Source organism: Pantoea sp. BAV 3049 (assembly GCF_009765445.1).
Taxonomy (GTDB): domain Bacteria; phylum Pseudomonadota; class Gammaproteobacteria; order Enterobacterales; family Enterobacteriaceae; genus Erwinia.
The window spans coordinates 671,923-686,661 of record NZ_WHOY01000031.1; the positions used below are offsets into that span (position 1 = coordinate 671,923).

General features: G+C 53.4%; 11 protein-coding genes. 4 read left to right on the plus strand and 7 right to left on the minus strand.

What is annotated here, in order from left to right; genetic code table 11:
* Positions 1-43 precede the first annotated feature (43 nt).
* Entirely contained in the window at positions 44-1,231 is a 1,188-nt protein-coding gene (locus GSQ70_RS03980; protein WP_158781351.1) for a MalY/PatB family protein, read from the minus strand.
* Positions 1,232-1,338: 107 nt separating this feature from the next.
* Positions 1,339-2,937, minus strand: a complete 1,599-nt coding sequence (malX, locus tag GSQ70_RS03985) for a maltose/glucose-specific PTS transporter subunit IIBC (protein WP_158781352.1) — start codon at positions 2,935-2,937, stop codon at positions 1,339-1,341.
* A 198-nt stretch (positions 2,938-3,135) separates the two neighbouring features.
* Here malX and GSQ70_RS03990 point away from each other — a divergent pair, with 198 nt between their 5' ends.
* Positions 3,136-4,167: a Mal regulon transcriptional regulator MalI gene (locus GSQ70_RS03990; RefSeq protein ID WP_158781353.1), complete on the plus strand. Its 1,032-nt coding sequence runs from the start codon at positions 3,136-3,138 to the stop codon at positions 4,165-4,167.
* Between the two features lie 250 nt (positions 4,168-4,417).
* Here the strand turns inward: GSQ70_RS03990 and GSQ70_RS03995 are convergent, their stop codons facing one another.
* Entirely contained in the window at positions 4,418-5,920 is a 1,503-nt protein-coding gene (locus GSQ70_RS03995) for a YdgA family protein (RefSeq protein WP_158781354.1), read from the minus strand.
* 134 nt (positions 5,921-6,054) lie between these two features.
* Positions 6,055-7,239: a mannose-6-phosphate isomerase gene (manA, locus tag GSQ70_RS04000; RefSeq protein ID WP_158781355.1), complete on the minus strand. Its 1,185-nt coding sequence runs from the start codon at positions 7,237-7,239 to the stop codon at positions 6,055-6,057.
* A gap of 195 nt (positions 7,240-7,434) precedes the next feature.
* Between manA and fumC the strand changes: the two genes are divergently transcribed.
* The gene (fumC, locus tag GSQ70_RS04005; protein WP_158781356.1) at positions 7,435-8,832 is read left to right on the plus strand and encodes a class II fumarate hydratase; all 1,398 of its coding nucleotides are present in this window, start codon (positions 7,435-7,437) and stop codon (positions 8,830-8,832) included.
* Positions 8,833-8,893: 61 nt separating this feature from the next.
* On the opposite strand, the gene tus is transcribed toward fumC, so the two are convergent.
* Both tus and GSQ70_RS04015 read right to left on the minus strand, forming a co-directional pair.
* On the minus strand, positions 8,894-9,832 hold the full coding sequence (tus, locus tag GSQ70_RS04010) for a DNA replication terminus site-binding protein (RefSeq protein ID WP_158781357.1): 939 nt from the start codon (positions 9,830-9,832) through the stop codon (positions 8,894-8,896).
* A 170-nt stretch (positions 9,833-10,002) separates the two neighbouring features.
* Entirely contained in the window at positions 10,003-10,404 is a 402-nt protein-coding gene (locus GSQ70_RS04015; RefSeq protein WP_158781358.1) for an H-NS family nucleoid-associated regulatory protein, read from the minus strand.
* Positions 10,405-11,065: 661 nt separating this feature from the next.
* Between GSQ70_RS04015 and GSQ70_RS04020 the strand changes: the two genes are divergently transcribed.
* Together GSQ70_RS04020 and GSQ70_RS04025 are read left to right on the plus strand one after the other, a co-directional pair.
* Positions 11,066-11,491, plus strand: coding sequence for a MarR family winged helix-turn-helix transcriptional regulator (locus GSQ70_RS04020; RefSeq protein WP_158781359.1), 426 nt, complete (start codon positions 11,066-11,068; stop codon positions 11,489-11,491).
* Between the two features lie 19 nt (positions 11,492-11,510).
* Complete coding sequence (locus tag GSQ70_RS04025; RefSeq protein ID WP_158781360.1) at positions 11,511-12,584, plus strand: AbrB family transcriptional regulator; 1,074 nt, start codon at positions 11,511-11,513, stop codon at positions 12,582-12,584.
* 39 nt (positions 12,585-12,623) lie between these two features.
* Here GSQ70_RS04025 and GSQ70_RS04030 read toward each other — a convergent pair whose 3' ends face one another.
* On the minus strand, positions 12,624-14,666 hold the full coding sequence (locus GSQ70_RS04030; RefSeq protein WP_158781361.1) for a choline transporter: 2,043 nt from the start codon (positions 14,664-14,666) through the stop codon (positions 12,624-12,626).
* Positions 14,667-14,739: the final 73 nt, after the last annotated feature.

Genomic DNA, 14,739 nt, shown 5'->3' on the forward strand with positions numbered 1-14,739 from the left:
CAACTCCGCCAGCGAATTGCGCAATCCCTCTTTTAACTGCCGATTATTTGAGCCTGGCTGAGTGGCAGCGTGCAATTCCGGCAATCAAGCGGTCCAGCCCGTCATCCACTTTACTGCGCGGGCAGCCGACGTTCAGCCGGAGATATCCCTGACCTTCAGGGCCGTAGGTATAACCGGGCATGATCGCCACCTTTTGCTGTTCGATCAGCTCTTTTTGCAGCTGATGCTCATCGATCGCCAACGGATTCAGATCGATCCACGCCAGGTAGGTGGCCTGCGGAGGCTGCCAGTTGAGTTCAGGAAAAGCCTCATTCAACCGTCGTGCCACATGCTGCAGGTTGTCGCGGAGGTAATCACGCAGCGCATCCAGCCAGTGGCTGCCGTGGCGATAAGCCGCAATATGCGCGGCCACGGCCAGCACGGCAGGAGATGAGAGACCATCGGCATTCTTCAGCGCCTGAAACCAGGCCGCGCGGTCCTGTTCATCGCTGATAAAGCCATAAGCGCCGGTCAGAGCCGGAATGTTGAAGCTCTTTGACGCTGAGGTGAACAGCGCCCAGCGTCCGCTCGCCACTTCTGACCAGGGAAGATGCTTCGCCTCTCCCGTCACCATATCCATATGGATTTCGTCGCTGATCACCCGCACGTTGTGCCGCTGGCACAGCGCAGACATCTGCTCCAGCTCCTGGCGCCGCCAGACTTTGCCGGTCGGATTATGCGGGCTGCACAGCAGCAGCACTTTGCAATCATCACGCGCCAGCAGCGTTTCCAGCTCTGCCATATCACATTGCCACTCAGCATTCACACGACGCAGTGGCAGAGCCAGCACATTGCGCAGATTTCCTTCAATCGCTTTGTAAAACGCATCGTAGGCCGGAGTGTGGATCACCACGCCATCACCCGGCTGTGACCAGTGGCGGATCATTTGCGCCACCATGTAGATCACTGACGGACCATAAACGATCTGCTCTGGTCTGGCAGTAACCTCAAAACGCTTCTGATACCAGTGAGTAATGGAGGAGAGAAAATCATCGTGCTGCCAGCGGCTGTAACCCAGCACACCATGCGCCACTCGTTTGTGCAGCTCGGCGGTAATGCAGGGCGCGGTGGCGAAATCCATATCAGAGATGGTGAAAGGCAGCAGATCGTCGCGGCCAAAACGGTCGGCGACAAAGTCCCACTGGGTACACCAGCTGCCATGGCGGTCGATTACGCGGTCAAAATCAGACATAACATCCTCAAATAAAACGGCGCCGTGAAGGCGCCGGTTTCAGTCAGGCCAGTGCGTCAGGCCTTTTGCTTACGCTCAGGCTGGTTTAATCCTTTGCTCTTGCCTGGTCAGACCGGGGCAGGCTGCATCAGGCTGGCCATTTCATCTTTCACCGACTGCACCTGCGGGCCAATCACCACCTGCAGACTATGCTGGTTAAGATGCACCACGCCGATCACGCGGTTGGCCTTTAATGCGGCGTCATCCACCAGGCTCATATCTTTCACCTGCAGACGCAGACGTGTCAGGCAGTTATCCAGTGAGGTGATATTCTCCATGCCACCCAGAGCCGCAAGGATCGCAGGGGTGTTGTAGCCTGATTTTCCGGCCACGGCGCTGGAGAAGTTTTTCTCCACGCTTGTGGTGTTATCACTATCACGCCCTGGCGTTTTAATATTGAAGCGGGTGATAGCGAAGCGGAAAATCAGGTAGTAACCGGCAAACCAGATCGCTGCCACCACCGGCACATAATACCATTTGGTCGACAGGCCATGCAGAATACCAAACACCACAAAGTCGATAACGTTGCCGTCGGTATTACCAATGGTCACGCCCAGTACCGCCATTACGGTAAAGCCCAAACCGGTCAGCAGCGCGTGGATCACATACAGCACTGGCGCGACGAACAGGAACAGGAATTCAATGGGTTCGGTGGTGCCGCCAACCACGCAGGCCACCACGCCGGAGATCAGCAGGCCTTTAATTTTGTGGCGGTTTTCAGGACGTGCACAGTGATACATCGCCAGCGCCGCACCCGGCAGGCCGCCGAGAAAGGCAGGCATTTTACCCTGCGAAAGGAAGCGGGTGGCGCTTTCAGAGAAGCCGCTGGTGGTCGGGCAGGAGAGCTGCGCCTGGAAGATGGTCAGCGCACCGCTGACGCTGTGTCCGCAGACGTCCATGGTGCCGCCCGCATCGGTAAAGCGGATAATCGCCACCAGAATATGCTGCAGGCCAAACGGCAGCAGCAGACGTTCGCCGGTACCAAAAATCATCGGTCCAAACTCACCCGCGCCGTTAATCACCCAGCCCAGGCCGGTAATGGCTGCCGCAAATGCAGGCCAGATCAACGGAATAACCAGGCCCACCAGACCCATGACCAGAGTGGTGATAATCGGGACAAAACGTGTGCCACCGAAGAATGCCAGCGCATCTGGCAGGCGGATGGTGTGAAAACGTTCATGCAGATAAAAAACGATAATACCGACGATCACCGCCCCCAGAATACCGGTATCAATTGACTGAATGCCGATGATGTTCTGGATGTTATTGGCTTTCAGAACAGTCGCGTCGGTGGTTGGCAGAATGCCTTTGGCATTGAGCCAGAAGTTTACTGCCAGGTTCATCACCGCAAATCCGACGAAACCGGAGAAGGCAGCCACGCCTTTATTCTCACGCGCCATCCCCAACGGAATGGCAATGGCGAACATCACCGGCAGATAAGTGAAGGCAAAGGAGCCGACTTTACTCATCCAGGTGAAGATCAGCTGCAGAACCGGATTGCCGAGGAACGGGATCAGGGTAATGACGTCGTGGCTGCTCAGCGAGCTGCCAATGCCCAGCATAATGCCGCAAAAAGACAGCAGCGCGACGGGCAACATAAAGGTCTTTCCTAGGCTCTGGAAAAATTCCCAGAGCGTGATTTTTTGTTTAACAGGGGTGGCCGACATAGATGCTCCTGGCTTAAAAAAAGCTCAGCCCTTGCTGAGATAAAAAAATGATAAAACGTTTTACCGAACATTAATGAGCGTCAAATCACAGTATTTCGCGTTACTGAGGTTTTATTTGCCTTCCTACAGGTGTAACGTTTTACCTTTATATTTCCGCTGCGCTGAGCGCTTTTTTTGCCCGGCCTGAATCGGTTAACTATGTCGCTGAAAAAAATCACTATTAATGATGTTGCCGCCGAAGCCGGTGTCTCTGTCACCACGGTTTCGTTGGTCCTTTCCGGTAAAGGCCGTATTTCACCAGCCACAGCGGACCGTGTTAATCAGGCTATCGAAACACTGGGGTTTGTGCGCAACCGTTCTGCAGCAATGTTGCGGGGAGGAGGCAGCGGCGTGGTCGGCCTGATTGTGCGGGATATCTGCCATCCCTTCTATGCCGAGATGACGGCAGGACTGAGCGAAGGGCTTGAAAAAAATGACAAGGTGCTGTTCCTGACGCAGAGTGGTAGCCGGGGGCAGAACATCGATCGCTGCTTCGATTCGCTGGTGGCGCAGGGCGTGGAAGGCATTGTGCTGGGCGGTGGCGCAGAAAATGCTTCACATCTGGTGGAGAAAGCCCGGGAGCAGGGGATTGCGCTGATCTGCGCGTCACGCGCCAGCAGCCTGGATGAAACTGACTCCATCCGTCCGGATAATCTGCATGCGGCGAAGATGGCAACCGAATATCTGATCAAGCGCGGACACCACTGTATCGCCTGGCTGGGCGGTTCAGGGTCCTCGCTGACCCGCGCTGAACGCATCGGGGGCTATTGCGCCACGCTGCTGCAGTACGGACTGCCGTTTCGCAGCGAATGGATCGTGGAGTGTGGACGCCATCAGCGAGATGTTGCGGACATCACCGAGCAGCTGATCCATCATCATCCCACCATTACCGCCATTCTCTGTCATAACGCCCCGGTCGCGCTGGGCTGTTATTTCGGCCTGCAGCATACCGGCAGAACCATCGGCAAAGGCGCGGTGGACAGCTATTATGGTCAGCAGATGGCGCTGGTAGGATTTGGCGACACGCCGGAAGCGGAGCTGACCGATCCCCCACTGACTTTTATCACCAGCTCGGCGCGGGAAATTGGCCGCAGCGCGGCGGTGCGTTTAATACAAAGAATGGCCCTGCCAGAAGGCGCGGTGCAAAACGTGATCCTGCCTCCGGTGCTTATTGAACGTGGGTCGGCATAAAGAAGGGCGCATAATTTGCGCCCGGGCTTGCAGGCAGGGGTTTCTGAACACGCCAACTGGCGAACTTCCAATCTGAACGGTGGTAGGTTTTCTAAGATGGTGGAGCCGGTGGGCATGATGAACGATCGTCTGGAGGCCGGTATTTATCCGGCGATTGGCACTGAATGGTTGTTGAAACTTAAAATGCAGTGAAAGACAGGGAACAAGGCGGAATCTGCCCCCGTGAGCCGGGGGCATATAGCGATGAGTATTATTGCGGCATCCCTGCAGGTGCCACTCCACCGCCCAGCATATAGCGCGCAAGGAACTGGTCGAGAGGCATTTTCTCACCGTTCATCGTCACCTGGCCGGTAGCATACTGCAGGCTGGTGACGATGTTGTTATCCTGCTGCGTAGTCAGCTTGAACATCTGGCCCATCGCCGCCACGCCTTTGACCTGCTGATCCGCCAGTCTGGCCGCATCTTCCTGCTTATAGCCTTCGGCCATTGCCACGTGGGTCATCAGCTCGGTCGCCATATCCATAGAAATGGTCAGCTTGCCGTCCAGCGTTTTCAGCACGTTATCCACCGCCTGAGTGATGTTCTGTGGCTGAGGCGCGCCGGTTGCCGGATCTTTGAAGTGCACTGAGAGGTTGAAGCTGCTCTCGCCCTTGTCATTTTTCCAGCTCAGCGGCGCGATGTTCACTACCGGGTCGCCTTTCAGCAGCAGCGGCAGGTTAGCGCTGAGTACCTGACTCATGCGCTGCTGATACAGCTCCGGATTATCGCTTACTCCCGGCTCATTCAACAGCGACTGCACCTGACGATTATAGTTTTCTGAGAAGGCTTTCATGCCGTTGGCATCGAACTGCGACAGTTTGATCGCCAGCTTGCCCTGACCGAAGTCCTGATTCTGGATCTTCAGCGAATCCAGTGCGTAATCGATGGTGCCGGAAATCAGGCTCTTTTCAGAACTGAAAGAGGATTTCCCGTTCAGGCCCTGTGCGGTAAACGCCTCCTGGCCATTAACGGCAGCGGTCAGCTTCTGCAGGTTAATACTCTGATCGCCGATGCGCATTCCTTCCGGACTGAGGTGGGTGTTGGCATTCAGCTTCAGGCCGTTGGCGGTGAACAGAACCGGCATATCCAACTGATTTTTGGTGGTCAGCGCCAGGCTGTCCAGGTCACCGCTGAAATCGACCTTGTCACCTTTGTCATCAGCGCTGACGTTCAGTTTGCCACCGTTGGAAGCGAAACGCTCGCCGGTCTGGGCATTGTTGTAATCCACCGGTAACAGGGTGATGTCTGAAGCGGTTGCACCGCCGTAGCCAATGCGGGTATCAGCCTGGATCACAGATTTTCCCTGAGCCATTTCAAACAGCTTCTTCACCGCATCGGTATTTTCCAGCTGGGTATGTACGGAAGCCATACTTGGGATCAGGTTGAATCTTTTCAGCTGGGCAAACGGGAAGGGACCGTGATCGATCTTCTCATCAAACACAATGCTCTGTCCCGGTTTGATCAGCGAGTTATCTTCAGTTTGCGAGCTGGACTGCAACACAACGCGGGCGGTACTGCTGAACACGCCGCGCTGGAAATCCTGGTAGCTCAGCTGCAGGCGGCTTTCTGGCGCCATGTTGTTCATCTGGGCATTAGCGTTCTGCACCAGCTGATCCATATTCTTTTCCAGTTGTTTTCCGGTGAACCATGCGGCTCCGGTCCAAATCACGCCAAGGGCAACAACCACGCCGACAGCTATCTTGGTTTTCTTCATCTGTAAAGTCGTCCTTATCAGTCACTGGCGCCGGCAATTCCTTCCTGCTGGCAAAAGCCTGGCGAAGTAAAAAACGCCATAAAGGCGTTTTTGTTTAATAATTTAAATCATAATAGCAACTGTGGCTTATCACGTCAGCCGCAATCGCTCAGATCGTTGTAAACCCGTGCCACGCGACCCGTGCCGGCCAGGGTTACAGGTGACTGATCTGCCGGGATAAAACAGGATTCGCCTGGCTTCAGGGTCAGCTGGCTGTCGCCCTGACCAATCACCGTCTGGCCTTCAACGCAGAACAGGATAGCGGCACTTTGCTGGCTGACGGTCTGCGGTATGGCACCGAGCTGATGCAGTGAGAAAGCAAAATCCTCTACCGGCACCGGGAAGCTGAGCGTCTCACCCTGATGCACCGGCTGAGTGAGCAGGCTGGCGTAAGGTTTTGCTTTAAACTTCAGGTTAGCCATCAGCTCCGGAATATCGATGTATTTCGGCGTCAGGCCTGCGCGCAGCACGTTATCAGAGTTCGCCATCACTTCCAGTGCCACCCCTTTCAGGTAGGCATGAGGCGTTTCGGCGAACAGGAACATCGCTTCACCCGGCTGCAGCTCAATCACATTCAGCAGCAGTGGCGAGAACAGGCCGCTGTCTTCCGGGTAGAACTCAGCAATCAGCTGCACGGTATCCCACGGTTCGCCATGCTGGTTTTGCAGGGCAGCTTTCAGGATATCCAGCGCCAGGCTTTTCTCTTCGCCCTGCATGGAAAGCAGGGAGGAGAACAGTTGAGAAAGGCCCCTCATCTCAGGAGATTTCAGAAAATGGGCAATGGCCGGATGCGCACCGGCTACCGGCTGCAGCAGCGAAACGATTTCATGCAGCTCGCGGAAACCGTTGATCGCGCGGAACGGTGTCAGGGCAAACACCAGCTCAGGTTTGTGGTTGGCATCTTTATAGTTACGCTCAGCAGCGGAAAGTGGAATGCCTGCTGCGTTCTCTTTAGCAAAGCCAATTTCAGCGGCTGATTTGCTGGGGTGCACCTGGATGGAGAGCGGCTGATCGGCGCACAGGACTTTGAACAGGAACGGCAGCTCGCCAAACTTAGTCGCCACGGCTTTACCGAGCAAACGGTCTTTATCCTGTTCAATTACGTCCCTCAATGAGCGCTTCTGTCCATCAACTTCTATAAAGGAAGGACTTTTAGGATGCGCGCCCATCCACAGCTCGGCCATTGGCTGCTGGTCAGGGTTGGCAATACCATAAAGCTCGGTCAGGGCCTGGCGGCTGCCCCATGCATAATTTTGCAGCGAATTGATTAATTTTTGCATGTTCACTCACAGATAATCCGGTTATCACTCTGCGTATTAAAGCAGAAAACCGCGCCAAAAAGACAATCTTCAGTGCAGGAAGGACGAATGAGTCGCATAATGTTAAATTATTGTATGTCAAACTACGGCCCGCGCTTTACGCCCGCAGAGGCGAAGAGAGGGGCATTATTCATATAATTACCAGAGGAGACACTCATGGCCGCGAATCGCATTGAAAAAGACTCAATGGGCCCCATCGACGTACCTGCAGATAAACTCTGGGGCGCACAGACTCAGCGCTCACTGGAACACTTCCGTATCTCCACAGAAAAAATGCCCGTCGAACTGGTTCACGCGCTGGCGCTGACCAAACGCGCTGCGGCAAAAGTGAACAATGATTTAAAATTACTGCCGGACGAGCGGGCTCAGGCGATCATTAAAGCCGCCGATGAGGTGCTGGATAATCGGCACGGCAGCGAGTTTCCGCTGGCTATCTGGCAGACCGGTTCCGGCACTCAGACCAACATGAATATGAATGAAGTGCTCGCCAACCGCGCCAGCGAACTGCTTGGCGGCGAGCGCGGTATGTCCCGCCTGGTTCATCCAAATGACGATGTGAACAAAAGTCAGAGCTCCAATGACGTCTTCCCGACGGCGATGCACGTTGCCGCGGTGATTGCTGTGAGGGAACATCTGCTGCCTCAGCTTAAGGTGCTGCAGAAAACCCTTAACGATAAGGCTGAGGCTTTTAAAGACATCGTTAAAATTGGCCGCACGCATTTGCAGGATGCCACACCGCTGACGCTGGGGCAGGAGATTTCCGGCTGGGTGGCGATGTTGAACCATAACCTAAAGCATATTGAGCAAAGTATTCCGCACGTAGCCGAGCTGGCGCTGGGTGGCACGGCGGTAGGGACCGGGCTGAATACCCATCCGGAATATGCCGTGCGCGTGGCAAAAGAGCTGGCAGAACTGACCAGCCAGCCTTTTGTGACTTCACCCAACAAGTTTGAAGCGCTGGCCACCTGTGATGCCCTGGTACATGCTCATGGCTCGCTGAAAGGCCTGGCTGCTTCATTAATGAAAATCGCTAACGACGTGCGCTGGTTATCTTCCGGTCCACGTTGCGGAATAGGCGAAATATCCATACCGGAAAACGAGCCGGGCAGTTCGATTATGCCGGGCAAAGTAAATCCGACTCAGTGTGAAGCGATGACCATGCTGTGCTGCCAGGTGATGGGCAATGATGTGGCGGTGAATATGGGAGGGGCTTCCGGTAACTTTGAGCTGAACGTTTACCGTCCGATGATCATCCACAATTTCCTGCAATCGGTACGTATGCTGGCCGATGGCATGGACAGCTTTAATCACCACTGCGCGGTTGGAATCGAACCGAATCACGACCGGATTACGCAGCTGCTTAATGAATCGCTGATGCTGGTTACGGCGTTAAATACCCATATTGGCTACGATAAAGCGGCCGAAATAGCTAAAAAAGCACATAAAGAGGGCCTGACGCTTAAAGGGTCGGCGCTGAAGCTGGGTTATCTGACGGAAGAAGAGTTTGATGCCTGGGTTCGTCCGGAAGATATGGTCGGCAGTATGAAATCATAATCCTTCAGGTTCGGGCAGAGCGGAAAATATTCCGCTCTTTTTTTTGCCTGCCGCCTGGCTTTTATCTGCATCCGGGGAGTCTGTCGCTATAAAGGTGTAGTCGCGGGATCACCGGATAAAGGGTTTCCGCCTGCGGTTTGAAACGATGAGTAACATTAGCAGCATCATAATTTAATAACTCACCCAATTTGGGGAGCTGACCGGCATCGGCACACAGCACCAGCAGGGGGGAAGGACAGGCGAGCTGAGTTTGCTTCTGCTGTTGTTTATTCCATACTCTGGCCACTGGCTGAACCTTTACCGGACGCTTAATCTTCAGCCGCGCCTTCGCCGGCAAAGAATTAAGGGCAGCTATCTCACGGTCTAATTTTTCAGCCCACTGTTCACGCGACCAGGGAGCCATAGCGCGGCCGGACTGCACACTTTTTTTTAGTTTATCGAGGATCGAATCCCGGGTGACATTCTTAATAATATGCTTATTCGCCCAGCCGAATCGTACCGAGTCAACCCCTTCCACCAGTGTTATTGTCCTGTAGGCATTCAGCGTTATAAGCCCGCGAAGGTGCTGGTGCACAAATTCAAATCTTTCCTCACTGGAGACACCGGAATCAACGGTTATTATCTGTTCCAGCCTTGCTTTCAGCGTATTAATCGTGTCGATTTGCTGTTTCAGCAGGTTGGCTTCATCCGTACTGGCTTCTACACAAATCGCGCCGGGAAGGCGAACCGCGGATTTAGTGCTCAGGGTTTCAGACTGGTGTTGCATAAAAAGACGGCTGTAATGAGTCAGTGCCATTTGTAACGCCGGTTGTGCCAGATGCTGCACGACTTTTATTTCATTCAGCGGCTCGTGCTCCTGACCTTTTTTTATTAGGGGAAGCTCGAACACCCGGGCTGCCAGCAGGCGCTGCTGTGGAAGCTGGTAGGTAAAAGAGGCGAGGGCAGCTTCCAGTCTGGCCACGCAGAGGTGCAGTTCGTCAACAGCATCATATCGGCTCATAGCGACTCTCTTAGTTACAACATGCTCATGAGGGTAGCAGAAGCGGAAATAATTTTCAGCGTCAACGACTGGGTAGAAGAAATTATATGACAGGTAGAAGAACGGTATAAAAAAGAGATGAGAGAGGGGGAAGAAGAAGCCACGCCGGGGTTAACCAGCGTGGCGGAAGATTAGATCAGGAAATCTTCAAGTTTCTTACCAGCATCCAGCGCCTGCTTAATCACCGCCGGGGTACGACCCTGGCCGGTCCAGGATTTGGTTTCGCCATTTTCGTCAGTGTACTGGTATTTAGCTGGACGTGGAGCACGCTTAGCACGAGATTTGCCGGAAGTATTTTCAGCAGAAGTCAGTTCGCTTAAATCAATGCCGTCGTCCAGCAGCATCTGACGGTATTTTGCCAGTTTCTCTTCTTTTTCCTTGATCTCAGAAGCGATAGCCGCTTCTGCATCACGGCGTTCGTTGACAACCGCTTCGAGTTTTTCCAGCATCTCTTCAAGTTCAGTTAAAGAAACTTCACGAGCCTGTGCACGAAGGGTTCGAATGTTATTTAATACTTTCAGAGTTTCGCTCATAAAGGAATCCGTAGCGTTGGGTGGTTTAAAATTAATCAGTGTATGAATCGAAGACCAGTGTACAGACAAATTGGTCAGTTAAAAACACCTAATCAACAAAATATCTCTTTATTTAAGCGGTTTTTCATATTTTTTGCGAATGACCCCGAAGAAAATGGAAATATATTTACATTTATTGGGAATAGTCCTACACCTTAAACCACGCTGAGTTTGAGCGAATGAACTGCCGGACGGTGGGGTTTAGTCGATAATTGCAGCGGATTTATGTCACATTTTAAATTGAATTAAATGGTCCCGATTTGCGTTATCGTCCTCTGCGGGGGACAGAAATTTATTCAATTTGCGACAGCACCGTAACACTTTCTATTTAAGACCATCACCCTGAGTCGTCACGATTAAGAGATTATCGTTTGCTCAGGACAGAAGGTGGGGCTGCACAGACACGAAAAGTAGAACAACAAAGAATCACTTTTTTAGTTACAACATACTAAAAGTGACATTTAATTTATCGCGTCAGTACCAGTGTACAGAATGAGTAAAGTGTAGCTTCTGGAGCAGTGCACACATTGCTGTGCAGGAGAAAGAAAGATATGAAGCTAACCTTTGTAGTTCTCCTTGGCTTATGTCAGGATAAACAATTCGCTTCTCCGGACTGAAAATCATGAAAAATCTCCCGGCAACCGCTGCCGACCTCCGCGACGTCATAGGGCGTTTGCGTCGCCGCCTGCGTGAACAGGCGCCTCCAGGCGACCTGACCTGGTCGCAAATTTCCGCCCTTGGGCACCTGTATCGCATGGGCCAGGCGACCGTCACCGAACTGGCCTTGCTGGAAGGGATGCGCCCACAATCTATGGGGGCCATTATCACCGTGCTGGAAAACGCTGGCTTGCTGGTCGCGCTGTCCGATCCTGCCGACGGCCGTAAAAAAGTGTATTCGCCCAATGAAGACTGCCGGAGATTAATAGAAGGGAACAGGGCGCAGCGGGATGACTGGCTGGTGAAAACTATCCAGAACAAATTTTCACCCGAAGAACAGCAACGGCTCAGTGAGGCGGTTGAATTGTTAGCCCGCCTCGCTGACGCTTAATTTCCAACCGGAGAACATAATGAAAACCCCTCCCTTGCGCTGGTTCTGGCTGATTCTGGTTTCGGTCGTAGTCGTTGTCGCGCTGGAAAGCCTGCATTTACCTGCAGCTCTATTATTAGGACCGATGGCTGCCGCCATTGTGTTTGCTGCCAGAGATAAACCGCTGGTCATTCATCGCCATTTATTTTATCTGGCGCAGGGCGTGGTCGGCAGCATGATTGCCAGAGCCATTCCTTCCTCGGTATTTATAGAAATGGCAAAAAACTGGCCGTTGTTTGCTGCCAGTATTCTTTCAGTGATTGTTGCCAGTACCTTCCTGGGCTGGTTGCTGACCCGTTATCAGGTATTACCCGGTTCAACAGCGATTTGGGGATCTTCTCCGGGCGCGGCCACGGCAATGACATTAATGGCTGAAAGTTACGGTGCCGATGTACGCCTGGTGGCTTTTATGCAATATCTGCGGGTGGTAATTGTTGCAATTGCGGCAACGCTGGTAGCAAGGATCTGGGCACCGCCGCCGTCCGCTTCCGCGCCGTCAAGCTTTGATATTATCCAGCCGGTTGCCTGGGGAGCGTTTGGCGTGACGCTGGTATTAATTGCTTGTTGTGTGATTGCCAGTCGTTATCTGCGCATTCCAGCCGGACCATTATTACTCTCTCTGGCGGGCGGGATTATTGCTCAGGACACTCATCTGCTAAATATTGAGTTACCTCCGGCGTTACTGATGGTCTCTTATGCTTTGATTGGCTGGAGCATCGGCCTGCGGTTTAATCGCGCGATCCTGTTATATGTTGCTAAAGCATTACCGCGCCTGCTGCTTTCCATCTTCAGCCTGGTCGCGATTTGTGGTGGATTTGCGTTTCTGCTGGTGCATTTCGCGGGCATTGATCCACTGACCGCCTATCTGGCGACCAGCCCCGGTGGGGCAGATTCGGTGGCGATTATCGCTTCTTCCAGCAACGTGGATATTTCGTTTGTGATGTCGATGCAGACCGGGCGTTTTCTGCTGGTGCTGATCACCGGACCGGCGCTGGCAAGATGGATGGCAAATACCATGGCGGCCCGTCAGGCGAAGCAGGGAGAAAACAGCTGATAGCATAAAGGCCAGACTGTGGAAGTCTGGCCTTTAAATTTATGACACTTCCGGGAATGGCATGGTGTTCCCCGGCGCTTCCCGGTGGATATGCAGGAAGGTCAGGTGACGCTCGTACTGGTCGAGGATGTCATTGATGATTTGTTCTTTGGTGTAATCCATCAGGTCATTGCCCTGAGTGCCCTCCAGCAGGAAGGTTTCCAGCCGGAAGTAATCAGACTTGCCGCTGCGTGCCCGGTAGGTAAAAGCCGGAACGGAATAACGCTGTGGCCAGATTTGATACAGGAAACTTTGTTCGTCGCCCAGCGTAACCAGCATTTCCAGATGGTTCAGACGTTCATCTTCCTGCGGCGGCAGTTCACTGACCTGCACCTGCGCACCACGACGTTCCAGTTCCAGCGCCACTTCTTCCATCGCCGGACGGCAAACGGTATCCAGCATCTTGCGGGTATGAGTGCTGCCCGGATAGTTCATCACGCGCGAGATTCGTTGCTTCCAGTTCAGGCGGTCTTCCCGTGAAACCGGCACCGGCGGGGTACTGACGGCGTTGCTTGCCCGGCGATGGTCTTCAACCCGCAGGGATTTGTACAACCCGGCCATTACAAAGAAAATTACAAAGCTGAAGGGCAGGCCCATGATCACCGTGGTCTTCTGTAACGCAGTGACGCCGTTCACCATCAGCATGCCCAGCGTCAGCAAACCGATCGCCAGTGACCAGAAAATCCGCAGCCAGTTCGGCGCGTCATTATTGATATCGCTCAGGCGCGAGGTGAAATTACCCAGCACCAGCGAACCGGAATCTGCCGAGGTCACATAGAACAACAGGCCGGTGATGGTTGCTACCGAAGCACTGAAGGTAAATGCCGGATACTGGCCCAGCAGGCTGTAGAAGCCGCGTTCCGGGTGTGCCAGCGTCTCCTGCGCAAAGCCCAGGTTGCCGTGAATGATCTCATTCAGCGCGCTGTTGCCGAAAATCGACAGCCACAGCAGTGTGAAGATAAACGGAATGGTCAGCGTTCCTACCACAAACTGGCGGATGGTGCGGCCACGGGAGATACGCGCAAGGAACAGCCCAACAAACGGCGACCAGGCAACCCACCAGGCCCAGAAAAACAGCGTCCAGTTGTTCATCCACTCCGTCGGTCGGTCAAAGGCAAAGCTGTTCAGCGTCATGCCCATAAAGCGATTAATGTAGTCGCCCACGTTGAGCACCAGTGCGTTCAGCAGGAAGCTGGTATCGCCCATAAACAGCACGAACAGGATCAGCCCCAGCGCCAGCAGCACGTTCAGCTCCGACAGAATACGGATACCTTTATTGACACCGGAGGTTACGGAAATTGTCGCCATAATCACCGACAGGGCAATCAGCGCCGCCTGAGCGGTCAAACCTTCAGGCACGTTGAACATAACCTTCAGACCGTAGTTCAGCTGGACCACACCGATGCCCAATGTGGTGGCAATACCAAAGATAGTGCCGATCACCGCGGCAATATCAACAGAGTGACCAATAGGGCCGTTAATGCGTTTGCCAAATATCGGGTAGAGCGCCGAACGAATGGTTAATGGCAGGCCGTAGCGGTAGCTGAAGTAGCCCAGCGCAATGCCCATCAGCGCATACATTGCCCAGCCGGTCAGACCGTAGTGGAACAGTGTCCAGACCATCGCCTGGCGCGCTGCTTCCATTGTCTGACCCTGACCTTCCGGCGGCATCATATATTGCGTCACCGGCTCCGCCACGGAGAAGAACATCAGGTCAATACCGATGCCAGCAGCAAACAACATTGCCGCCCAGCTCATCAAACTGAATTCTGGTTTTGACTGCTCCGGCCCGAGCTTGATGGAACCAAAGCGCGAGGCTGCAATCAACACCACGAAAACGATATACACGGTGGCCGCCAGTAAATAATACCAGCCGAAAGTATTGGAGACCCACTCAAGGGTATTGTTGATCCATCTGTCGGATAAATCAGTGAAGAAAATTGTGGTCAGGGAAAATAGCAGGATCAGTACTGCAGAAGTATAAAAAACCACGGGATTAATGCGGTCTTGCTGCTCTTTTCTGGGTATTTCAGTTACCGGCATACCATCTCCGAAAAAATGAACGGGAAACCGTCTCTCTTCGCAAAGCATGCCTTAGCGCATACTGGGAAACATC